Origin of the sequence: Acinetobacter halotolerans, assembly GCF_004208515.1 — a bacterium.
Taxonomy (GTDB): Bacteria; Pseudomonadota; Gammaproteobacteria; order Pseudomonadales; family Moraxellaceae; genus Acinetobacter; species Acinetobacter halotolerans.
This window is the reverse complement of the sequence record NZ_SGIM01000018.1, coordinates 24,921-48,954: the sequence shown is the minus strand read 5'-3', so window position 1 is coordinate 48,954 and position 24,034 is coordinate 24,921. Positions and strand designations below refer to the sequence as shown.

General features: G+C 39.6%; 16 protein-coding genes and 2 pseudogenes. 10 read left to right on the top strand and 8 right to left on the bottom strand.

The window, feature by feature from the left end:
- Both EXE30_RS15305 and EXE30_RS15300 read right to left on the bottom strand, forming a co-directional pair.
- Positions 1-504 (bottom strand): BapA/Bap/LapF family prefix-like domain-containing protein (locus EXE30_RS15305; RefSeq protein ID WP_130163144.1); only part of this gene is annotated, 504 nt, incomplete at its 3' end.
- Positions 505-1,341: 837 nt separating this feature from the next.
- Positions 1,342-1,662: a hypothetical protein gene (locus EXE30_RS15300; protein ID WP_130163143.1), complete on the bottom strand. Its 321-nt coding sequence runs from the start codon at positions 1,660-1,662 to the stop codon at positions 1,342-1,344.
- 582 nt (positions 1,663-2,244) lie between these two features.
- Between EXE30_RS15300 and EXE30_RS15295 the strand changes: the two genes are divergently transcribed.
- Both EXE30_RS15295 and EXE30_RS15290 read left to right on the top strand, forming a co-directional pair.
- On the top strand, positions 2,245-2,631 hold the full coding sequence (locus EXE30_RS15295; protein ID WP_130163142.1) for a carboxymuconolactone decarboxylase family protein: 387 nt from the start codon (positions 2,245-2,247) through the stop codon (positions 2,629-2,631).
- Between the two features lie 449 nt (positions 2,632-3,080).
- Entirely contained in the window at positions 3,081-4,592 is a 1,512-nt protein-coding gene (locus tag EXE30_RS15290; protein ID WP_130163141.1) for a hypothetical protein, read from the top strand.
- Between the two features lie 168 nt (positions 4,593-4,760).
- On the opposite strand, the gene EXE30_RS15285 is transcribed toward EXE30_RS15290, so the two are convergent.
- Complete coding sequence (locus EXE30_RS15285) at positions 4,761-6,458, bottom strand: hypothetical protein (protein ID WP_130163140.1); 1,698 nt, start codon at positions 6,456-6,458, stop codon at positions 4,761-4,763.
- 303 nt (positions 6,459-6,761) lie between these two features.
- Complete coding sequence (locus tag EXE30_RS15280) at positions 6,762-7,835, bottom strand: AraC family transcriptional regulator (RefSeq protein WP_130163139.1); 1,074 nt, start codon at positions 7,833-7,835, stop codon at positions 6,762-6,764.
- Positions 7,836-8,129: 294 nt separating this feature from the next.
- On the opposite strand from EXE30_RS15280, the gene EXE30_RS15275 reads away from it, so the two are divergent.
- Positions 8,130-9,275 (top strand): alpha/beta fold hydrolase, encoded by a 1,146-nt coding sequence (locus EXE30_RS15275; RefSeq protein ID WP_130163138.1) that lies wholly within the window; start codon positions 8,130-8,132, stop codon positions 9,273-9,275.
- Between the two features lie 85 nt (positions 9,276-9,360).
- Here the strand turns inward: EXE30_RS15275 and EXE30_RS15270 are convergent, their stop codons facing one another.
- From EXE30_RS15270 to EXE30_RS15250, 4 genes are all read right to left on the bottom strand, one after another.
- Entirely contained in the window at positions 9,361-11,424 is a 2,064-nt protein-coding gene (locus EXE30_RS15270) for a putative bifunctional diguanylate cyclase/phosphodiesterase (protein ID WP_130163137.1), read from the bottom strand.
- Between the two features lie 488 nt (positions 11,425-11,912).
- Positions 11,913-12,929, bottom strand: coding sequence for a ketol-acid reductoisomerase (gene ilvC / locus EXE30_RS15260; RefSeq protein WP_121930486.1), 1,017 nt, complete (start codon positions 12,927-12,929; stop codon positions 11,913-11,915).
- A gap of 105 nt (positions 12,930-13,034) precedes the next feature.
- Positions 13,035-13,526 carry an acetolactate synthase small subunit gene (ilvN, locus tag EXE30_RS15255; RefSeq protein ID WP_004672684.1) on the bottom strand — a complete coding sequence of 164 codons (492 nt, stop codon included), beginning with the start codon at positions 13,524-13,526 and terminating at the stop codon, positions 13,035-13,037.
- Complete coding sequence (locus EXE30_RS15250) at positions 13,526-15,250, bottom strand: acetolactate synthase 3 large subunit (protein ID WP_004672683.1); 1,725 nt, start codon at positions 15,248-15,250, stop codon at positions 13,526-13,528. The genes ilvN and EXE30_RS15250 overlap by 1 nt, the downstream gene beginning before the upstream one ends.
- A gap of 505 nt (positions 15,251-15,755) precedes the next feature.
- Between EXE30_RS15250 and EXE30_RS15245 the strand changes: the two genes are divergently transcribed.
- The 7 genes and pseudogenes from EXE30_RS15245 (at position 15,756) to EXE30_RS15220 (ending at position 23,871) form a co-directional block, all read left to right on the top strand.
- Positions 15,756-16,079, top strand: coding sequence for a DUF4124 domain-containing protein (locus tag EXE30_RS15245; protein WP_130163136.1), 324 nt, complete (start codon positions 15,756-15,758; stop codon positions 16,077-16,079).
- Positions 16,080-16,239: 160 nt separating this feature from the next.
- A complete protein-coding gene (leuS, locus tag EXE30_RS15240) occupies positions 16,240-18,864 on the top strand; it encodes a leucine--tRNA ligase (protein WP_130163135.1) in 2,625 nt (874 codons plus the stop codon).
- A 48-nt stretch (positions 18,865-18,912) separates the two neighbouring features.
- Positions 18,913-19,422, top strand: coding sequence for an LPS-assembly lipoprotein LptE (locus EXE30_RS15235; RefSeq protein ID WP_130163134.1), 510 nt, complete (start codon positions 18,913-18,915; stop codon positions 19,420-19,422).
- A 9-nt stretch (positions 19,423-19,431) separates the two neighbouring features.
- Positions 19,432-20,427 carry a DNA polymerase III subunit delta gene (holA, locus tag EXE30_RS15230; protein WP_130163133.1) on the top strand — a complete coding sequence of 332 codons (996 nt, stop codon included), beginning with the start codon at positions 19,432-19,434 and terminating at the stop codon, positions 20,425-20,427.
- A gap of 128 nt (positions 20,428-20,555) precedes the next feature.
- A pseudogene (locus EXE30_RS15225) lies at positions 20,556-21,555 on the top strand (efflux RND transporter periplasmic adaptor subunit); the annotation flags it as partial.
- A gap of 65 nt (positions 21,556-21,620) precedes the next feature.
- Positions 21,621-21,878, top strand: a pseudogene (locus EXE30_RS16220) (MacA family efflux pump subunit); the annotation flags it as partial.
- A 1-nt stretch (position 21,879) separates the two neighbouring features.
- The gene (locus tag EXE30_RS15220) at positions 21,880-23,871 is read left to right on the top strand and encodes a MacB family efflux pump subunit (RefSeq protein WP_130163131.1); all 1,992 of its coding nucleotides are present in this window, start codon (positions 21,880-21,882) and stop codon (positions 23,869-23,871) included.
- Positions 23,872-24,034 lie beyond the last annotated feature (163 nt).

The window sequence follows — 24,034 nt, the reverse complement described above, 5'->3', positions numbered from 1 at the left end:
GTCTTCGCTAACTGCTACATCTGTTGGCGCTGCTGGTGCTGTAGTATCTATTGGAGTTTTAGAGTGTGATTTATCATCACTATTGTGGGCCCACCACAAAATCCCAGCTGTCGCTAAAGGAACTGATAGCCATGCCCAAGGTGATGCAACACTATCGTGGTAAAGTAATGGTTCTATCTTATCTATATAGCTATAAGTAATATTTTCTAATAATGCTCCATTGCTATCAGTAAATTGAACCCAAAGTAACTTATGATCGTCGTCTTCAAAAACCAAACTGTTGTCAGTTGAGTAATTACCGCCCTTAAAGAAATTAACAATTACAATCTTTTCGCCATTTTTTAAAGTAATAATTGCATTTCCGCCCTCCTGTCTTATTTCAACGACATCATCTTTATGGACTTTTATTAAAACTACTGATGCTTCCGAAAGTGAAACAGTATCTTTTATTGTGGTTTCTAGAGTTTCATGACTTTCCTTAGAAACGACCCTTATTTCTGACATATTTTTCACCCCTTATAGGCTTATTTAGACAAATAAAACTTGAAGCTCTGAAACAAAATTAAATAAAAAGAGCCCAAATTAAGGAGTAAATTAGACAAAATAAAAGAGAACCTCAACACACAAATTAATTGAAAACATGAATTTAGTCGCAAAAAAAAGTGTAAAAAAGTACAAATAGTAATCAAACCGACCAAAAATGGAATATTTATTACGTTTCAAATACTTATTTTTTTTATTTCAGGAAAACAATTACGAGGCTTTTATGATTTAAAACACAAATAATAAAAACCATAGCTTTAAAACAAAAATTTAAAAAATCAACACTAGCGTAGAAGTGAGTAAAAAGACTCCTTTCTTTTCCAAACGCTTGAAATTGACTCCGACCTAACTGAGAGTTACTTAATTTTTGTAACTCTATCAACCTATAGCTTTTATTTGACTAAGTGTATATAATATATATATTTTTTATGGTTTGGTTGATACTGTTTTTTAGTCATCGATATACTAAGAGTAATACAGAAATATAAAAAATGAGGTTCTTGATCTAAATATAAATAGAAAGTTATTTTTGGAAAAAGATACCTCCGCAGTCAAAAGATATAAATATTAAAACAAGAAAACCCAGCCAGCATATGATTTAAATACCAGGAAACTGTTTAATACATAGACAACTAAAAAAACACCACCTCATCATTAAAAACAAAAACTAGCAAAAAAATTTACCGCATAAATTGCAAACGAATAAAATGGATAAATTTTCAAGACACATATAAAAATACTATAATAGACTTTAGTTTTTAATTTTGAGAAAATTAAAAAACTAAAACAATATTCAATTTATTCCTCAACCCTAAAAACTTTTCTTTCTTCAACACCTAGAAAAACATTTTCACAAAACTTAGCTATTCCTTTTTCTATGAAAAAATCCTCCATTACATCCAAATGAAAATGGCTCTCTTTATAAATTTCTTCAAATAAAAAAAGCATATCTGAAGAGGAACCATCAACACGACTATCTTTAAAGTTCTTTAACTCAAGATCAATTTCTTCACGCATTAATTGAATAAAATAACGACGTGAAGATATACTGTTACTTTCACAAAAAATACTTATTCTTTCGTCTAAACCTTTTTGGAATATCATTTCATAAATCTTCATTATTCGTTGATACCTTAGCACTTTCTATAACAATTAAAAAAATGATAGAGACAATGTTTAATTTAAAAAATATCACTAATAACTATTATTTACAAACCCCAAAAAAATTAAGCACACAGTTTTATTTAAAATGGCAACCAATAACAAAAAAACAAATAGCTTTCATCACACGCTCAAAGCAAAAAAATTTAAAACATATGTTTAAATCATATCAGAATAATTTTTTGAATAACTTTAAAAATGCACACATCAAAAAAATTTAAAAAACTTTTTATAAAATATCAAAACCAACAATCTTATATAAATTATATTTCACTATTTCTTATCAAATCAAGCACCCCATACTGGCTTATCTTCAATAAGATATATTTATGGGTAACAAACATTTAATTTAAATGGAGCAAAAATATCAGCTAATATGAACTATGACCTGATGTATCTTCAAAAAGTTCATTACAAACTCTTTTTCATACCTAAACCTCCAAAAGAAATTTGCTACTTTAACAATAACTACAATTTTATTACTATAAAAAAATCAATGGGCACATACAGTTCTATTCTCAGCCTCATAAGAGTAAAAATATGTCACAACAAGATTTTGAAAATGGATTAAAAGTTCGGACTGAAGTCATGGGCGAAGAATTTGTGAAACGCGCACAGGACAATACTGTGCCTTTTACTCAACCCTTACAAGATTGGATCAATGAACATGCTTGGGGATCAACTTGGCAACGTGAAGGGATTTTACCACGTAAATATCGCTCATTGATTACCATCGCGTTTCTAACTGCACTCAAAAGCCCCACTGAGCTGAAAGGCCATATTCGTGGCGCTTTAAACAATGGGGCGAGTATTGAAGAAATTCAGGAAGTCTTACTACATAGCCTACCGTACTGTGGAGCACCAGCAACACAAGAAGCATTTCGCGCTGCACTTGAAGTGATCAATGAATATCAACGTGAACCATAAATTAAATCCCAACTCATGATCGAAATCACCAAAATAAATGAGTACATAACATATTTGAACGCCGAATGATTTTTCATTTGGCGTTTTACATTTAATTTTTAGTCAAATGATGCATCCCAAGATTATTCAAACAATAACACTGACCCAAAACAGCAGCCAAATGCCCTATTTACGTTATTTTGTGCCCACCTCTTTAGATTTATGCTTAAAAAAATAATTAGTTAAGTCCTAAGTCTTATATTGATTTCGATCCAGCACTTAGAAAAAGCTGAAATGATATTTGAAAGTGATCTAATTTTTTCATGTTTATTCTCTGACTAAATTACTCCCAATATCAATCTAATAAAGATTAGGCACGATTAGTACACTTTTTGCCATCATCTTTAGCGCATGGAGTGACTAAGATGTGATAGATGATGAATGAAATTTGAATAGAATGGAGCAATCAATTGAGCAGAAAAATACAATCTAATCCTGATGGCATACAATTCCCAATACCGTCTGGTAAAAAGTTCCCCAGCACAACACATACCGCAAAACAAATTTTAAAGTCTGCACTGCAAAGCGTAGACTCCCCTTTCGTCTCACAACTCGCCAGTGAAAAAAACTGGAGAAAAAATTATCCTGTCTACTTTCAAGAGTTAGTCAAAACAGGGATTGAGTCTGTAGACCATCCTGCACGTATCGCAAAGCAAGGATTAGATACTGCTAAAGCATTATTTAACTTTAATCGAGCTGAAAAAAGTGACACTTTAAGTCATGCAATGATCAATATTAAAGATCAACCTTTTGAAAAATTCATATTAAAAGGCACAGGTAGCTCGACGATTGAACCTTGGTTTATTCCTTATAATGGTAAGAAATTACAAGGTGCTGCATTATTGCAACAAATTGATCTGTGGGAGCAACAACAGGTAATCGAACCCTGTCATGCCAAAGCATTACGCTTACTGCATGAACACCCTGAATGGTTTGATTTATCTGCTCGAACCATGGTGTTATTTGGTGCTGCCTCTGAAGCTGGGCCTCTCAGTTGGCTAGCAAAGTGGCGTGCCAATATTGTCGCGATTGATTTACCCAATCCTGCAATATGGGAAAAAATTACCAATACCGTCAAACAAGGCAATGCGACCTTGATCGCCCCACAAATCAGAACAGCAAACAACGAGCAACAACTTGGCGCAAACTTACTCACCCAAACACCTGAAATTGCCAATTGGTTAAACACCTTTACTGAAACTTTAGATTTGGCAGGGATCGCTTATTTAGATGGCGAAAAACATGTCCGTGTTTCTATCGCGATGATTAGTATCATGGAACAAGTCAGCCGTCTAAAAACAGATAGCAGCATTATGTTTATGCTGACACCGACGGATATTTATGCGATTCCGAAAGCGGTAGTACAGTCTGTCCAACAAAACATCAAACAACGGCCAATGTTGGAAAAATTACTGACCAAGTCCATTCACGGTATCTCTTTGGCTAATTTTTTCAAACCGAATATTGATCAGTTAATCACGTCAGATAATGGTCAACAATACGGCATTTCAGATTGTATAGTGATTGAACAAGGTCCTAACTATGCCTTGGCTAAACGACTGCAACAGTGGTTTGCGATTTCTGCACGTGCGCGTGGTCAAAAGACAGTGATCAATATTGCACCATCTACAACCACTCATTCTGTAGTTAAAAATCCAATACTAAAAGCTGCTTTTTCTGGCGCAGACTTATTTAAAGTTGAAACCTTTAGTCCCGAAACCACCAACGCGATTATGGCAGCACTGTGGGTTCATGATCTGAACAATCCTGAGAGTGCAACAAACCCTGAAAAAGAGTTAGCTCATCCACTCGAACTGATTATGGAAAATGCCAACCACGGTGGCTTATGGCATGTACCGTATTTGGCCAGAACTGCACTGCCTTTTGCCGCAGCTTATGGCTGGGTAAGAGAAAAGTTTTGAGCGCATAAAAGCTAAAAAAGGAGTAAATCCGTTTTATACAGATTTACTCCTTAGCCGATTAATCTTGGCAGAACTGATAATTTTCATCATATTAAGATTAAATATAACCTTGTTAAATAAGGTTATATTTAATCTATAAAAATGAGCTTAAAAAGAGCTATTCAACCATTAGTTTACTGCTTCTGGCGCATCTTCAACACCACTATTTATGACATGTGAACAGACTAAATTTCCTTGTTCACGCGCAGATCTCCATGCCGCATACGGCCCTTCAATTTCAGCCTTAGTATGTTTCTGTAAAGCTAAAACCGAATCACCAATTGCCAATAACTGACTACGCATCAAGCTAAAATCAATCGCCTCCTTGCCAAACGATGGTGCCCACAGAGACCACGGCCCTGAAATCGTTGCCATTGTTGGAATCAGCGTCTGATGCGATGCATTTCCGATCCCGCCAAAATCACACTGTTTAGGTGATCTTTCTGGATGAGGTACATCCTGACCTGTGGTCACAAGTAGAGTCGGTAAATTCCGTCTTTTTGCTGCTTCGATTGCAACTGTTTGCATTAATTGATGGTCTTCTGGAACGAACCAAGCTTGCGGCTCTGCTTTTCCAGAGAATGTTAACGTACGCCCAAAACCACCATCCTCTCTAGGTTTTGCGATTATTTCTTGCGTCCCCAGATGCTCTACAGCAAAAACGAAACTTACCTTGTCTTCTTCATATTCTTCATTGAGTTTTTCCATATATCTAAAAGTTCCTTCTTTAGACATATGAAGATGGCCAGTATTAAATGCAAACTCATATGTTTTAGGACGACAGTTCAATGGTAATTTAGCAAAGTACTGCGCCAAAGCCATTACCCCACCTACACCATTTTCCTGTATCCAACTATTACCATCTGTGTTCACAACAAATACGATTTTTTCATTACTTAAGCCAGGTAAAGTGGCAATCACATTTCTAGTTGTCGCAGCATCTCTTTCAGCTTGAACAACGATCCGAGCTTGGCTCTTATTTTCTGCCAAAGCTTTTATTTCAGCAAATTCATCTGACCCAACAAAAACAGCTGGAAGTCGGTAATGTAGACCTTCGTGCGGATCAAAGTAATCTTTGACTTGGTCTTGAGGTACATCAAAACCAAGAATAAGACCTGCCGCGCCTACTTTTCCAGCATCAACTAAATCTTTATTCATTAATTTTGCAGCTAAGAACGGTCGATCATATCTTTGAGTTTTAAGCTCATTCATTGATGCAGTTAAATATTTTGCGAACTGAAATAAAAATGCATAAGGTGGTGCAACGACATTTGCATAAATAGAATCTTGAGAAGTTGGTATTTGGCGTACAATAATTTTGCCTTTATGTTCTGCTGTAATTGCTTGATCATTGGCTAAATAAACCAATTGCCCAGTGTGACCAGCCAATGATGTACCTAATGAATAAGGAACAGCGCCAGCAATTGCAATATCGTTACCATCCACAGACAGCTGCCCCGAACGAAATAAACTACGTCCTTTACCATTTTCAGCCGCAATCATCGGTTGCCAACGCTGAATTTCATAACTATCTGATTGTACTTGCATACCAGGTATTTTCTTTGCTTCAAGCTCAATCCAGTTCACCAATTGCTGATGTGCCTCACTACCAGTAGAACGCAATTGAGCTAAATCAGGACCAACTTGAACAAGTTTTTCTAAAGTGCTCGCATCGGCAAATAATTTCTCATCAACTATGGTTGGGCAAGAATCCCCTGTAACGGGAGGACTAATTGAAACTCGATCATTGTCACTTCCACAACCTGAAATTGAAAACCCAAGTACGATTACACCGATTGATTGCTTATATATCTGCTTTACTTTCATATTCACTCCCTTCACTCACTCAAATCAAGCACATTTTTGCGATGAGAAATCGACGATTTAAATGCCATTTTGAGTGATAATATCCATATCAATTGCTTACTTAGGTCTTTGCTCAAATTCGTGGTTCAACCAAAACTAGATCAAAGACAATAATTGAATGACTCCAATAAGTAAGCGTTTAAATAGTTTATAAAGTCACATTTCAATCATATGATTAACCAATAAGTGAAAAATAACGCTTCTGAGTCATATGATTTCTAAAATAGGACAAAGCTATAAAAACCGTTATGGACCTGTTAAAAATCAACCATTAATTGCTTGATTGTTGGTATTTTTTCGATATTGGATGGGGGTTAGATTTGTTTGCAATTTGAACCATGAGATAAAAGAATGGCTGGTATAAAAGCCAAGTGCTTTCGAAATAAAAACAACCGAGTGTTGATAACTCTCTAAATAATTGACAGCCAACTCCAATCTCACTTGATCCAACAATTGGCTATATGAACTATTTTCTTGATGTAGTTTTCGACTTAATGTTCGGACATTTACGCCAAACTGCCCCGCAACATTTTCACGAGATAAACGATTATGGTGGAGGAGTAAATAAATTTGTGCTCGAACCTGCTGGACAAAAGTTTGCTCGACTCTTTGTTGCTCTAATAGTTTTGAAGCGAATAATCGCACACTATCATATAAACCTGCATTTCCTGTTTTCAAGCTCATATTTAAAGATTTAGGCAATAACAACAAAGCCGTTTCTTTTTGATCAAAATGAACAGGGCAGCCAAAAAACTCATCATAATAATTTTGTAAGTCAGGCTTTGCTAAGCTATGCGTGAAATGAACCGCTTTTAGTATAGCGAAATCCTCATTTCGAACGAGACGAATTAAGCTCAACCACCACGATAAATTGTATTCATTGGCACAACGTGTAAATAATGGATCATTAGATCTACATTTCCATTTCCAATAGACAACCTCAGGTTCAACTTGAAGGGAAATCTCCCCAATACATCCTATAAGAGGCTGGAATTCTTTTAATGTCTCAATGGCATGATTCAAACTTGACGCTAAAGGGACTAAATGTCCTAAAACACCATAAGCTGTAGAGTCCATTTTTTGGAAAAAACTTAAAGCAATTAATGGATCTTTTTGGCTACTATAACTATAGATGTAGGCAATAATTTTCTCAAAATGGCTGAGCGGAATACATTGATTCGAATCACCTAATTGTTCTTCTGTCAGACCGCCTTGCAATAACAGCGCTTCTCTATTGATTCCAAAAAAACTGGCATGCTCTAAAATATGGTTTACAAGACCCACCAGCACCTTGCTTCCAAGAGTATCATCCATTTTTTTTGGAAAATCAGTGGTCATCTTCATCACCCTAGATAATTGATCCTTCAATCATAATAAGTTTAAATCACAAATGAGGTTTATGCACAAATTTCAATGTACGAAACCAATTGACTGAATTAAACAGACCGTCTATTTCACTGATACCAAGCTAAATAGGATCACGGATATACAATCCTTTTTCGAAAATCCATTCAATAAACATCCTAAATTGATCATTTTGGAATATAAGTTAAGCAGATGAGTCACTGAGCTCATCTCATTTTTCTTCTAAGATGCGGCTACTGAATAGCAACCTTAGAGTTTTAGCTTCCAATGACTCAATTGCCGAAAGTTAGACAACGTTTACTTCACTCCAAAGCTGTAAAAAAAATGCTGAATAGTTCTACGAGTCAGCAAACACGTCATATTGTTTCCAATGCAGCGGATCGCTTGTTACGCGGACATCAACTTGCCTTATCAGGTAAAACACCATTTGAAGTTGTTTATCAACGTGAAATCATTAGTTTACGTTATTACGCAGCAGATGCAGGCGCAGCGCAAAAACACCGAATTCCATTGGTTATTGTGCCGCCTTTAGCTGCAAATATGCTGATTTACGATTTATTTCCTTCACGCAGTTTAGTCCGTTATTTTCAATCACAAGGTTTTGAGCTTTACTTGATCGATTGGGGTACACCGAGTTTGCGCCAAGCCAAATACAATTTAGGCACTTACGTAAAAACGTTTATGCCTGACTTTATAGAAAAAATCCGAGAACATAGTGGTCAGCAACAACTGTCACTGTATGGTTGGAGTTTAGGCGGCGCCCTTTCGCTTTGCTATACAGCGTTATTTAAAGATGAAAATATTAAAAATATGGTCATTTTGGCTTCACCGATTAACACCCATCAATCGGGTTATATGGGCAAGCTATACCAACGTCTAACTATTCCTGCGCAATGGATTCGCAACAACACCAATTTTCGTATTAAACAAATCCCAAGCCGTGTCTTTCATATTCATGGCTGGCAGAATACCCTTGGTTTTAAACTAACAGACCCTATCGGTAACTTTAAAAATTATTGGGAATTGGTCAGAAATCTGAATGATCGCCAATTTGTGATTAACCATGCGACCTCAAGTTCTTTCGTCGATAATATGCTGGCCTATCCGGGTGGTGTTATGCGAGATATTATTTTACGCTTCTGGATTGATAATGAATTATCGACAGGTTCAGTTCAATTCGGTGAACAGACTGCAAACTTAAAAGATATCGACTGCTCGGTACTCGCGGTCGGTGGTAATACCGATATCATCGTCACCACTGAAGCGATACGCCCTTTAATGGACCTCATTAGCAGTGAAGATAAGCAATTTAAAATCGTTGCAGGCGGACATATGGGACTGGTCTCAGGCAATCAAGCACCTCAAACCGTTTGGCCTGTGGTAACTGATTGGTTAGCCCAACGCTCTTTTTGATCATTTACATACGTCGGTAAGGTTGCGATCCTTTAAAACCGCAACCTTACCTTTAACTCTGCCTAATCGAAAAATGGTTGGGACGCTAAGCTAAGCGTTGCTGACGATGCAATACCAAACTTTCAATATTAACGGGTGTTCCCAATAAATACCCTTGTAACTGATGGCAGCCCAGCTTGGTTAAAATATCAGCTTGCTGTTGAGTTTCTACCCCTTCTGCTGTTACCGTCAACCCAAGTTTCGCAGCAAGATGAATAATACTTTCTAAAATGGCTTCTTCTTTAGAGTTAGGTTGTAAATCGATGATAAAACCCCGATCTATTTTCAACTCATCTACAGGTAAGTCTTTTAAATACAAGAAGCTTGAATAACCTGTACCAAAATCATCGATAGCAATACGGATACCTAACTGACGTAAACGCTCCAAGGTACGAATGCTCGAATCAATATGATGCATTGCAGTTGACTCAGTGATTTCTAAAATCAGATGCTGAGGTTGAATAGCATATTGTTCGATCAGTTGTTCTAAGACACCAAAGAGTTTTTTATTTTCAAATTGAAGCGCCGATAAATTGACTGCAATGGGATAAAATGGACTATTTTCTTGTTCCCATTTCTGAATTTGCTGACAAGCCTGTTCCAGAGCCCAGTACCCCATGGGAATAATTAAACCAGTTTTCTCTGCCCCATCAATAAACATGTGTGGTGTTAGCAATCCTAAACTTGGGTGATTCCAACGAATCAGTGCCTCAACACCACATACCTCATAATTTGCCGTAAATTTAGGTTGATAAAATAAAATGAACTGCTGCTCATCCACTGCTTTATACAAATCATTGATCAATTTTGATTGACTACGGACATCTTGTTGATCCGTCATCGCATGAAACATGGTGTAGGTATTGCGTCCCTGATCTTTAGACATCAACATGGCAATATCTGCATTAATCAGTAGATCTTGCACATTGGTTCCATGCTCAGGATACATCGCAATTCCAAGACTCGCAGAGATATTAATATCTTTACCTGCAATCAAATAAGTTTCCTGAATGAAGTACAAAATACTTTCTGCAAGTTGCATCGCGCCATTGTTGTCGGTATTTTCCGAAATCAAGACAAACTCATCACCACCAATACGAAATAATCTTTGATTGGCATTGAGTTGATTATGCAAGCGATTTGCCATTTGAATCAGTAATTGATCACCAACATGGTGACCAAAAGCATCATTGACTGATTTAAAGCGGTCTAAATCGATATATAAAAAAGCAACTTTCTGTTCACGCAACCGATGATGAGTAAAAACAACCTCAGCATAATCCGTTAAATACAACCGATTTGGCAATTTGGTTAATGCATCATGTAAAGACTGTGTCGCAAGTTCTTTATTGATCAATGTGAGTTGTTGATTGCGTTGCTCTAAACGAGCTTCCAATATGGCTACCGCGAAACCAGCGACAAAAACCAAACTGGTGATGACAATAATCGTGAATAATAAAACGCTTTGTTCAGTTTGCGCAGGAGTAATCACTTTAACGAGATTTTCATTAAAGTAGGTTGCAGCCATGCCGATATAGTGCATGCCCACGATACTCAGTGCCATTAAAATCGCAACAATTACTTTTAAAGTAATTCTATAATTCACCGCAGCCTTATATTTAAAAATAAAAAAGAAACTTAAGCCAGAACCACTAATTGCGATCAGAATTGAGCAGATCACAAGCAATGGATCATAATACATCTGATGATATTCGACAGTGAGTGCCATCATCCCTGTATAATGCATTCCAGATATCCCAAGCCCCATAAAAACGGCGCCGAGAATCAAACGGGCAATCGGTAAAGTTTGACGTGAAGTCAGCCATACCGCAAAAATTGAGGCGACTGCTCCTATCAGATAAGAGAGAATCGTCAAACCAACATCAAAATGATACCCTTCTGGCAAATGGCTAGCCAGCATCCCCACAAAATGCATCGACCATATCGCTAGGCCTAAAATTAGACCACTCGCTACTAAAATGCTTTTTTCAAACTTTTTATAAGCAGCTTTAAAAACGAGCTCTTCCATTGAAACTGCAGCGTAACAAATCACGACTGCAACCAGAATGGAAACGATGACCAATGTGCTATCGTAATCAACGTGAACCATAAAGGACTTCCATGATTATTCAGTACTTTTTTTTATTTACTAAGCAAATTGCTCAAAATCAGAACGATCCTTCACACTCAAAAAAATATGAAGTTTATCTTCATAAACTTTTCTTAACAATAACATCATCCAGCATAAGGTCAAGTCTTTTTCACTTTATAAATCAATAGAATATAACCGTAAAATAGAGTTTATTTCTATAAAAAATATAGTTTTTTCCATTCCACTTTATCTAAAGACTTATTCATCTTTTACTAGATTTTTTTAAAATTTCAGTTATTACTATTTTAATGCTATGAATCGTGCAGACATCCCCAATGCATGCAACTACATTGCCTCAATCAGATAATAAAAAATATGGATAAAATCGATTAAAACACGAACAATATTAAGCCTATTTTTTATTCATATTGTTATAACTCTGTTATCAACTGCAAATAAAAAAACCCTTGTATAAAACAAGGGTTTTTTAAAGATTAAACTAAATATTAGTTCTTTTCTTTGTCTACGATTTTATTCGCTTGAATCCAAGGCATCATCGCACGTAACTTGTTACCAGTTACTTCGATACCATGAGCAGCGTTTTGACGACGACGAGCAGTCATAGATGGGTAGTTTAACGCACCTTCTTGGATGAACATTTTTGCATATTCACCTGACTGGATACGCTTCAATGCATTACGCATTGCTTCACGAGACTGTTCGTTGATAACTTCAGTACCCGTTACATATTCACCATATTCAGCATTATTTGATACTGAATAGTTCATGTCCGCGATACCGCCTTCAAACATCAAGTCAACGATTAACTTAAGTTCGTGTAGGCATTCGAAATATGCCATTTCTGGTGAATAACCCGCTTCAACCAAAGTTTCGAAGCCCATTTTCACCAATTCAACTGCACCACCACAAAGAACTGCTTGCTCACCGAACAAGTCAGTTTCAGTTTCTTCACGGAAAGAAGTTTCGATGATACCAGTACGACCACCACCTACGCCAGAAGCATAAGAAAGTGCAACGTTACGTGCATTTCCAGACGCATCTTGGTGAATCGCGATTAAGTCAGGAACACCTGAACCACGTTGGAATTCTGAACGTACAGTATGACCTGGTGCTTTTGGTGCAACCATAATCACGTCTAAGTCTTTACGCGGAACAACTTGGTTATAAAGAATAGAGAAACCATGAGCAAAGGCTAAAGTCGCACCTTCTTTGATATTTGGTTCGATCACATCACGATAAAGCTGAGCTTGGAACTCATCTGGAGTCAAGATCATGACTAAGTCAGCTTGAGCAACAGCAGCTGGAACTTCAGAAACTTTAAGACCTGAATTTTCAGCTTTTTTCCAAGAAGTAGAACCTGCACGTAAACCAACAGTGACATCTACGCCAGAGTCTTTTAAGTTAAGTGCATGAGCATGACCTTGTGAACCATAACCAATAATTGCAACTTTCTTGCCTTGGATGATTGATAAGTCACAGTCTTTATCGTAAAAAATTTGCATCTGTTTTCTCCGCTAAAATTTTTGTCATTTCCCTTGTTGTACAAGGACAGATTTGGTCGCTCCCGATTTTGGCATTGCTTTGGCCAAAATTGGGAGAAATATATACTAAATTGTTAAAACCTTTTCACCACGTGCAATGCCCGATACGCCAGAACGCACCACTTCAAGAATGGTATTTTCTGCGAGTGCATCGATAAAACCATCGATTTTATCTGTGGTACCTGCGATCTGAATGGTATAAGTCGTTGGCGTTACATCAACGATTTGAGCGCGGAAGATATCAGCAGTACGTTTGATTTCAGCACGAGCCGCTCCCAACGCTTTTACTTTAATCAACATCAACTCACGTTCAATGTGTGCACCTTCAGACAGGTCAACCACTTTCACGACTTCAACCAGTTTGTTCAACTGCTTGGTAATTTGTTCAATTTTATGATCATCACCATAAGTCGTTAAGGTCAGACGAGATAAGGTTTCATCTTCAGTCGGTGCAACATTTAAAGTTTCAATGTTGTAGTTACGTTGGCTGAATAAACCCACTAAACGAGAAAGCGCACCAGCTTCGTTTTCAACGAGTACCGAAATAATATGTCTCATTAGGTACGCTCCCCTTTTCCTAACCACATGTCTTGCATCGACTGACCTGCGATCAACATTGGATAAACATGCTCAGTCCGATCGACCATGACATTAATGAATACACATTTATCATTAATCGCCATCGCTTCAGCGAGTTTAGACTCAAGCTCATCTGCATGATCGATTTGGATACCGACATGACCATAAGCTTCCATTAACTTAGCGAAATCAGGCAATGAATCGACATAAGAACTTGAATGGCGTCCTTCGTAGTTCATATCTTGCCACTGTTTCACCATGCCTAAAGCTTGGTTATTTAAGCAAAGAATTTTCACATTTAAGCCATATTGCTTACATGTTGATAATTCTTGGATACACATCTGAATCGATGCTTCACCTGTAATACACACCACTTGCTGATCAGGGAATGCAAGCTTCGCTGCCATTGCATATGGCAAGCCAACACCCATGGTGCCTAAGCCACCAGAGTTGATCCATTGGCGTGGGCGTTTGTATTTATAGTAGTTTGCACCAAACATTTGATGCTGACCAACGTCAGAGGTAATGATCGCTTCACCATTGGTCACACGGTCCAGTGCTTCAACCACTTGTTGTGGTTTCATTTCACCATTTTTAGCCGCTTCATAACGCAAACCATGCACTTTACGCCACTCATTAATTTGAGACCACCATGCTGCAATCGCTTCAGGGTTTGGCTTAGAGACATTCATTTGCTTGAGTTGTGCCAACATTTCTTGCAACACAGGCTCTACCGCACCCACGATCGGGATGTGCGCCATAATGGTTTTTGAAATGGTTGCTGGATCGACATCAATGTGAATGACTTTGGCATTGAGACAGAATTTAGCTGGGTTATTGGTAACACGGTCATCGAAACGCGCACCAATCGCTAAAATCACATCTGCATTGTGCATCGCCATATTGGCTTCATAGGTTCCATGCATCCCCAACATACCCACAAATTGTGGATCATTTCCAGGGAAAGCACCTAAGCCCATCAAAGTATTGGTAACTGGATAACCCAATAAATGTGCAAGTTCAGTCAACAACCCAGACGCATTACCTTGGACAACACCACCACCTGTATAGATCATTGGGCGTTTCGCGGTAATCAGCTCGTCAATTGCTTTACGAATCTGACCTGAGTGACCACGTGATGGCGGTTGATAAGAACGCATCTTCACTTTTTCAGGATATTCGTAGGCAAATTTATCTGCTGGATTGGTTGCATCTTTAGGAATATCGACCACAACTGGACCCGGACGACCAGAAGATGCGATATAAAATGCTTTTTTAATAATGGCAGGAATTTCGCTGGCATGACGCACTTGGAAACTGTGTTTTACGATTGGGCGAGAAATCCCAACCATATCTGTTTCCTGAAAGGCATCTTCACCAATTAAATGACTCGCAACCTGACCAGACAAAATCACCATTGGGATTGAGTCCATATACGCAGTTGCGATCGGAGTTACAGTATTTGTTGCACCGGGACCAGAAGTAACAAGAACAACACCTGTTTTCCCTGTTACACGTGAATAAGCATCTGCCATATGACCAGCAGCTTGCTCATGACGTACAAGGTAATGATTGATTTTGTCTTGTTGAAAAAGCGCGTCATAAATATGTAAAACTGCGCCGCCTGGATAACCAAAAACATGCTCTACGCCTTCGTCCGCGAGGGCACGAACGAGCATTTCACCACCAGATAAAAGTTCCAACGTGATTCACCCTATGTTTACACAATTTATGGGAGGCATAAATTGTGTTTCATTCATTAACTTATGCACTTTTTGTATGTGTGCGTATTCTACTCGTTTTTGCTGCAATAGGAAAAATTTTCTGACTCATCAGCCGTATAAGCTGTTATTACATCTCGAATCAAAACATGTTGGGATAAACATATTTCAAAAAATCATTCTCTCGGCTAGAAAGAATGTCCATTGCAAGCCATGACATTTATTCGAAGGGTGATCAAATAAGCGCATATAAAACTAAAGCAAGCATTTTTGTAGCTTTCTTAAGCAAAGTCAAGAATAAAGCAACAGTTTTTATATAATATTTCTTGGCTGTTGTTTTTTTATGCAAAATTTACAAAATAATTTGATCATTTTAAAAGCCCATTTATCCAAAATCGATTTTCTTTTGATCTAAAATTAGGCATGGTACTTTTTTGATTTATCGCTGTTAATCGAATATAAATAGCATTCTCTTGGGGAGAAAAACATGAGCGTATCTTATTTTAAAACAAGTTTATACACAGCTACAGCAACCCTACTATTACTGTGTACCAATCAAGTTCATGCACAACAATATTATAAATGGGTGGATGCAAATGGCTCGACCCATTACACCACCACAGCTCCACCCAAAGGTGCAAAACGATTAGATAAAGTCGCAACCTACGCCACTAACAACTCACAACAACCCACTCCAAAACCACAGGATACAGCGAAAGAAGAGCATGATGCATCGCATCACCAAGCAGCAACCACAGAGTCATCACCAACACCAGCCCCATCTCAGGCTTCAACGACTTCTGAGCGTTAATCAAAACATTCATAACAATTGTAGATCAATCATCAAGGCATTGGTGTGATAGCAGCGCCTTGATGATAAAATCCTCATCGAATCACTGACATTTCACCCAGTTTTGCGCTATGCTGTGCAGCAATTATTTTCCACTTATTTTGTTGTATCGCATATCCCTATGACGACTTCTCACATTGACGCCGAATATCAAGCAAGTGCCATTGAGCCTCAAGTTCAACAAGACTGGGACAATCGCAAAGTTTTTAAAGTTGCAGACACTGTAGAGGGTAAACATCGCTATATCCTATCGATGTTCCCCTATCCAAGTGGCAAACTGCATATGGGCCATGTGCGCAACTACACGATTGGCGATGTGATTAGCCGTTTTTATCGTCTAAAAGGTGAAACCGTTCTACAGCCAATGGGTTGGGATGCATTCGGTTTACCTGCGGAAAATGCAGCGATTGCCCATCAAGTTGCACCAGCAAAATGGACCTTTGAAAACATCGCTTATATGCGTGACCAATTAAAAAAATTGGGTTTATCTGTCGATTGGGATCGTGAATTTGCAACCTGTACCCCAGAGTACTATCACTGGGAACAATGGTTATTCGTTCAGCTTTATAAGAAAGGCTTGATCTATCGTAAGCTTTCAACCGTGAACTGGGATCCTGTAGACCAGACCGTTTTAGCCAATGAACAAGTCGAAAATGGTCGTGGTTGGCGTTCAGGTGCATTGGTTGAAAAACGCGATATTCCAATGTACTACTTCCGCATTACGGACTATGCACAAGAATTACTAGACGATTTAGATACCTTAAAGGATGGCTGGCCTCAACAAGTCTTGACCATGCAGCGTAACTGGATTGGTCGTTCAACAGGGATGGAAATCACTTTCCCTTCTGCAAGTCCTGACGTGTATGCAGATAGCTTAACTGTCTATACCACGCGTGCAGATACCCTGATGGGTGCAACTTATGTCGCTGTTGCTGCTGAACACCCGATGGCATTGAAAGCAGCGGAAAGTAACCCTGTACTTGCTGCATTTATTGAAGAATGTCGCATGGGGTCAGTGGCTGAAGCTGATTTAGCTACTGCTGAAAAGAAAGGCATGGCAACGGGCTTATTTGTGAAGCATCCAGTCACTGGTGAAGAGTTACCAGTGTGGATCGCAAACTACGTGTTGATGTCATACGGTTCGGGTGCGGTAATGGCTGTGCCTGCACATGACGAACGTGATTTTGAATTTGCCAATAAATTCAACCTACCAATTAAGCAAGTCATCGATGCTAAAGGCGCTGATGATGCTGAATACACTGCAACTGAATGGCAGGAATGGTATGGCTCTAAAGAAGGCAAACTGGTCAATTCTAGCGAATTTGATGGCTTAACCCTCCAAGCCGCTTTTGATGCATTCCTTGCAAAATTAGAACCACAAGGTTTAGCGAACGCGAAGGTTCAATTCCGTTTACGTGACTGGGGCGTATCTCGTCAGCGTTATTGGGGTTGTCCAATTCCAATGATTAACTGTAACACCTGTGGTCAAGTCCCTGTTCCAGAAGATCAATTGCCTGTGGTATTACCGACTGATGTGGTTCCAGATGGTTCTGGCAATCCATTGAACAAGATGCCAGAGTTCTATGAAACCAAATGTCCAAACTGCGGTGGCGATGCACGTCGTGAAACCGATACATTGGATACTTTCGTAGAATCATCTTGGTACTATGCACGTTACGCATCGCCTGACTTTACAGGCGGTCTAGTTAAACCTGAAGCTGCGCAAAACTGGCTTCCAGTTAACCAATACATTGGTGGTGTAGAGCACGCGATTCTGCATTTACTTTATGCACGTTTCTTCCATAAATTGATGCGTGATGAAGGTGTAGTACAAGGCAATGAACCATTTACCAACTTGTTAACGCAAGGCATGGTCTTGGCAGATACCTTCTATCGCGAAGCTGACAATGGCAAAAAAACATGGTTCAACCCTGCCGACATCGAATTAGAACGCGATGAAAAAGGTCGTATCCTCTCAGCTAAATATTCAGGTGATGGTCAAGAAGTTGTAATCGGCGGACAAGAGAAAATGTCCAAATCGAAAAACAACGGTATCGACCCACAAGCAATTATTGATCAATACGGCGCAGATACTGCACGTGTATTTATGATGTTCGCTGCACCACCAGATCAATCATTAGAATGGTCTGATGCAGGTGTTGAGGGTTCAAACCGCTTCTTGAAACGTGTATGGCGTTTAACGTCTGGTTTCTTAGAAAAAGGCAATCAAGCAACGGCGATTGATCACAGCAAACTATCAAAAGATGCGCAAGACTTACGTCGTAAAACCCACGAAACTATTCAAAAAGTCGGTGATGACATCGAACGTCGTCATGCTTTTAATACTGCAATTGCAGCGTTGATGGAATTACTCAATGCCAGCAATAAGTTTGAAGTAAAAGATGACAATGATGTTGCCGTTGCGCATGAAGCCATTACGACATTGTTGACTTTACTTGCGCCATTTGCACCGCACTTGAGTCAAACCTTGTTAACTCAGTTTGGAATGGATTTAACCACAGTTGAATTCCCACAAGTGGATGAGTCTGCGTTAACCCGTAATACACAAACGATTGTTGTACAAGTGAATGGTAAACTTCGTGCTAAGTTAGACGTCGCTGTCGATATCTCTAAAGAAGATTTATTGGCTCAGGCAAAAGCGTTACCAGAAGTTCAACAATTCTTAACCGGTCCAACCAAAAAAGAAATCGTTGTCCCGAATAAATTGGTGAATTTAGTCGTTTAAACTGTAGGGGCGTATTATATACGCCCTCATTGTCTATGAGGAATGGATATGCACTTAGCACAACGTTTAGCTGCTATTGTTTTAACCTTAGGTCTAAGTGCAGGCTTAGTCGGCTGTGGCTTTCACTTAAAAGGCAACAATCCAGCAGCGACACCACTGGTCTATAACAAATTGACTTTAGTCTTGCCTGACAATACCGATGAACTTGAAAACCGTCTGAGTATTTATCTGAGTGCAACAGGTGTACAACTGAGCAATTCAAATGATGCTTATGTACTGCGCATTTTGGACTACACCCCTCGCCGCCAATTACTGAATGGTAAATTGACCGAGGTACTGCTTCGTTTAACAGTGACATTCCAAATTGAAGACCGTCAAGGCAATAAAATTACTGAACCGCGTACTTTAACTGCATCACGCACTTACCAATACGATGTGGCAACAGTCAACACGGATAATCAACAAGAAGCTTATCTGAATCGTATTGTGATTGATGATGTAGCTCAGCAAGTGACCCGTCAGATCGCAGCAAATCGCCTACCTAAAGCGCAATCATAATCGGTATCTATGAAACTAGATTATGTTCAGGCGTTAAAAAGGGTTAAAGATGCTCGTGGTGCATGGATCATTCATGGTCAAGAGCCTCTACTCGAGCAGAATCTGCTCGACACCTTTCGTAAGAGCTGGCAGCAACAAGAAGTTGAACGCCAGCGTTATGATATTAGCAGTGTCAACGATTGGAAAAATGTCTTTAATGCCCTGAATAGTTTGTCATTATTTTCTCAACAACTGGCAATCGAAGTTCATGGCAATATCAAACCCGATGCCAGCGCTTTAAAACAACTCAAAAATTATATTCAACACAATGAACATAATTTATTACTGATCGTTTTGCCTAAACAAGACAGTGGCAATCTCAAATCTGCATTTTTCCAAGTGGTCGAAGCCAATGGTGTGGTGGTGCCGCTCACTGCGACATACCCTCAAGATCGACAACGTATTTTGAATATTGAAGCAGAAAAACTGGGTATCCAGTTGGATCAAGCGGCATGGCAATGGCTGATGCAGCATCATGAACATAACTTATTGGCTGCTAAAAATAGCTTGATGCGGGTTGCTGACACCTTCCCTGATATCCAGCACATTCAGACTGAACAATTGTACGCCTGTTTACAGGATCAGTCGCGTTATAGCACTTATGATTTAAGTGATGCCTTACTAGCAGGGAATTTAGCGCAATCCGTTAAAATTTATCAGTATCTGCTTGCCGCAGGTGAGCCTGATAGTTTGATTTTATGGACACTGAGCAAAGAAATGCGTTTATTGATGCAACTCTTTGAGCAACCTCAGAATGCCCTGCAACTCGGTATCTGGAAAACCAAAGTTTCACAATATCAACAAGCCTTACGTCGCCTGAATCCACAACAGTTCCTCACATGGCCTGATTTATTGTTGCAGATTGATGCCGCCATCAAAGGCATGTCCACGCAAAATACCAACCACTTAATGTTGCAAGCGATTAGCAAACTTTGTGGCACAACTTTATTTACCCAATCTTCGTAAATACATGCGTAATACGCGATAAAAACCAGAAATAAAGAGAATAATTCTCATTTTAGATTAAAAATATTCACGCTTTATCCTTATTTCACTTTTATACTTAACAAAATTTTTAATTATGCGCTTGTGCCATGCCAAAAATGATTTCTAAAAAAGTTAATCCTGTGAAAACTATCATTATTGTGGTCAGCATTTTGGTGATCGCCTTACTCAGTTGGCTGATGTTGAAGCCAAAAGCAACAACTCCTCAGTATATTACTGCTGAAGTGAGTCGTGGTGATATCGAAAGTTCAGTGCTAGCGACAGGCGTATTGGAAGCCACCAAAATGGTGAGTGTCGGCGCGCAAGTTTCAGGTCAAGTGAAAAAGATGTATGTGCAACTTGGTGATCAAGTTAAACAAGGACAACTGATTGCTCAAATTGATTCTGTTCGCCAAGAAAATGAATTGAAAACAGCCGAAGCCAGCATTAAAAATCAACAAGCGCAATTGGCAGTTCAACAAGCCAATCTTGCTAAAGTTGAAGCGGAATACAAACGTCAACAAACCATGTTTACTCAAGATGCCACCTCTCGTGCCGAGCTAGAATCTGCATTAGCGAGTTACAAAACGGCTCAAGCACAAATCGCAGCCATCAATGCGCAGATTGAACAATCACGCTTAACCCTTGCAACGACAAAAGAAGACTTGGGATATACTCAAATCGTTGCGCCGATGGACGGCACGATTGTGGCGATTGTGACCGAAGAAGGTCAAACAGTGAATGCCAATCAAACTGCACCTACCATTGTGAAACTTGCAACACTAGATACCATGACGGTTAAAGCACAGATTTCTGAAGCGGATGTGATGCGTGTTGAAAAAGGACAAACGGTTTATTTCACAACTTTAGGTAATAGTGAGAAAAAACATTACGCCAAATTACGCCAAGTCGAGCCTGCACCCAATTCAATTAATACCGAAAATACCAACACCAGTTCGTCATCTACCAGCTCTGCTGTGTACTATAACGCGCTGTTTGATGTGCCAAATGAAGATGGCAAATTACGTATTGATATGACAGCGCAGGTTTATATTGTCTTGGCTGAGGCAAAAAATGTACTGACTGTGCCTGCTGCTGCGTTACAAACAAGCAAACGTCCGAATCGAAAAGATCGCGGAACAGATAAAACTGAAACCAAGGATGCTCCAAGATCTCAACAGCCTAAACGCCTTGATTTGACGGCGGATGAACAAGCACTAATTACGCAAGGCAAAGCTTCAACCAGCATGATTCGTGTGCTACAAGCAGATGGCACCGTCCAGCCGCAACCCGTCTTAATTGGTCTCAACAACCGTGTAACTGCCCAAGTTCTGAAAGGTCTAAAACAAGGTGATCAAGTGGTGATTGCGGATGCCACAGATAGTTCAAATGAAGCGGCAAAACGTAGTAGCCAACGTGCGATGAGAATGTAATATGACTCAAGATCAAATACATTCAGCTCAGCCCCTCCTCGAGGTCACTGACCTCACGCGGGAATTTCCTGCGGGCGAAGGAACAGTACAGATCCTCAAAGGCATTAATTTAAAGATTTATGCAGGTGAGTTGGTCGCGATCGTCGGTCAGTCAGGTTCAGGAAAATCAACCCTAATGAACATTTTAGGATGTTTGGATAAGCCGAGCGCTGGAAGTTATCTGGTGAGTGGACGAGAAACACGTCAGCTCGAACCCGATGAACTGGCACAATTACGTCGAGAATATTTTGGTTTTATTTTCCAACGCTATCATTTGCTAGGTGATCTTAGCGCTTCAGGAAATGTAGAAGTTCCAGCCATTTACGCAGGTGTAGAGAGTCATGTACGCCAACAACGTTCTGCTGAATTATTATCCGAGCTTGGGCTTGAAGAGCGTCTAGATCATCGACCAAGTCAGCTTTCAGGCGGGCAACAACAACGTGTTTCAATTGCTCGTGCCTTGATGAATGGCGGCGATGTTATCCTGGCCGATGAACCTACAGGTGCATTGGATAAGAACAGTGGCGTTGAGGTGATGCGTATTTTGCGTGAACTGAATGCCAAAGGTCATACCATTATTCTGGTCACCCATGATCTAAATGTTGCTAAAAATGCGACACGAATTATTGAGATTAGTGACGGCAATATTATTTCAGATCGTGCCAATACGCCTGAAAACACCGATCCTGATTTAGAGCATCACCCCTTACAACGTGCCCCGCAAAAGAAAACTTCCGCTTGGCGGTCTTTCTTTGATCGTCTAGGTGAAGCATTCCGTATGGCACTTTTGGCCATGAATGCACATCGTATGCGTACGTTTTTGACCATGCTTGGGATTATTATCGGGATTGCATCTGTCGTGTCCGTTGTTGCGTTGGGGAATGGTTCACAAAAGCAAATTCTAGAAAATATTAGCAGTCTCGGCACCAATACCATCACCGTTTATCAAGGACGGGGTTTTGGTGATACCTCCAGAGCGTCACAAGTCAAAACCCTCGTCCCTGCCGATGCAGATGCACTGGCGGAACAGCCTTATGTCGACGGTGTCAGTCCATCTGCCAACACCAGTGTGACACTACGTTTTAAAGACACCGAAGCATCAGCAACGGTCAATGGTGTCAGTGAAGACTTTTTCTATGTTCGAGGCATGACCTTTAAATCAGGTCAGCCTTTTGACAAAGGTGGTGTCACCCAACGTGCGCAGGATGTGGTGATTGATACCAATACTGAGAAAACCTTTTTTGCGGATGGGACCAATCCTGTCGGTCAAGTGATTCTTCTGGGCAGTGTGCCGAGTCGAATTATTGGTGTGATTGATGCTCAGCAAGGTTTCATGGGCAATTCAGACAGCCTCAATGTCTATCTGCCATACTCGACGGTCATGAGTCGCATGTTAGGTCAATCCAACGTTCGCAGCATCATCGTCCGAATTAAAGATGAATACCCAAGTAGTGCAGCTGAAAATGCCATCCTGACACTGCTTGAACAGCGTCATGGCGCACAGGATGTATTTACTCAGAACTCAGACAGTATCCGTGAAACCATCCAGCAAACCACAGCAACCATGACTTTGTTGATTTCAGCCATTGCCGTTATTTCATTGGTGGTGGGTGGTATCGGCGTTATGAATATCATGCTGGTTTCTGTGACTGAACGTACTCAAGAAATCGGGGTGCGTATGGCTGTTGGTGCTCGACAAAGTGATATTTTGCAACAATTTCTGATCGAAGCGATTCTGGTCTGCTTGTTGGGTGGCGTACTCGGGGTACTGCTCTCTTTGGGCATTGGACAAATCATTGGGCATTTCGCCAAAGGCATTATTGAAATGAGTTACTCAACCACGTCAATCGTCGCAGCCTTTGTCTGTTCAAGTCTCATTGGTATTGTTTTCGGCTTCTTACCAGCACGAAATGCCGCTCAACTCGATCCTGTTGCTGCTTTAGCGAGAGAATAATAGCGAAAAAATCTATCCCAGAAATATGATACACGTGAACGTCATCCGCAACCTGCGTGGTATCAACAGAATATTGTTTCTGCGATAGATTAAGATAATTGAAAGAATATGACAGGTTTTGCGGATGACTATGCCTTTGCTTACTTTGGGCGAAACCAAAGTA

Excerpts from the sequence above, each read along its gene's own strand:
- ilvC (WP_121930486.1), bottom strand. The coding sequence starts at position 12,929 with ATGCAAATTTTTTACGATAAAGACTGTGACTTATCAATCATCCAAGGC.
- EXE30_RS15275 (WP_130163138.1), top strand. The coding sequence starts at position 8,130 with ATGACTCAATTGCCGAAAGTTAGACAACGTTTACTTCACTCCAAAGCT.
- EXE30_RS15270 (WP_130163137.1), bottom strand. The coding sequence starts at position 11,424 with ATGGTTCACGTTGATTACGATAGCACATTGGTCATCGTTTCCATTCTG.
- leuS (WP_130163135.1), top strand. The coding sequence starts at position 16,240 with ATGACGACTTCTCACATTGACGCCGAATATCAAGCAAGTGCCATTGAG.
- EXE30_RS15300 (WP_130163143.1), bottom strand. The coding sequence starts at position 1,662 with ATGAAGATTTATGAAATGATATTCCAAAAAGGTTTAGACGAAAGAATA.
- ilvN (WP_004672684.1), bottom strand. The coding sequence starts at position 13,526 with ATGAGACATATTATTTCGGTACTCGTTGAAAACGAAGCTGGTGCGCTT.
- EXE30_RS15280 (WP_130163139.1), bottom strand. The coding sequence starts at position 7,835 with ATGACCACTGATTTTCCAAAAAAAATGGATGATACTCTTGGAAGCAAG.
- EXE30_RS15285 (WP_130163140.1), bottom strand. The coding sequence starts at position 6,458 with ATGAAAGTAAAGCAGATATATAAGCAATCAATCGGTGTAATCGTACTT.
- EXE30_RS15220 (WP_130163131.1), top strand. The coding sequence starts at position 21,880 with ATGACTCAAGATCAAATACATTCAGCTCAGCCCCTCCTCGAGGTCACT.
- EXE30_RS15295 (WP_130163142.1), top strand. The coding sequence starts at position 2,245 with ATGTCACAACAAGATTTTGAAAATGGATTAAAAGTTCGGACTGAAGTC.
- EXE30_RS15235 (WP_130163134.1), top strand. The coding sequence starts at position 18,913 with ATGCACTTAGCACAACGTTTAGCTGCTATTGTTTTAACCTTAGGTCTA.
- EXE30_RS15245 (WP_130163136.1), top strand. The coding sequence starts at position 15,756 with ATGAGCGTATCTTATTTTAAAACAAGTTTATACACAGCTACAGCAACC.
- holA (WP_130163133.1), top strand. The coding sequence starts at position 19,432 with ATGAAACTAGATTATGTTCAGGCGTTAAAAAGGGTTAAAGATGCTCGT.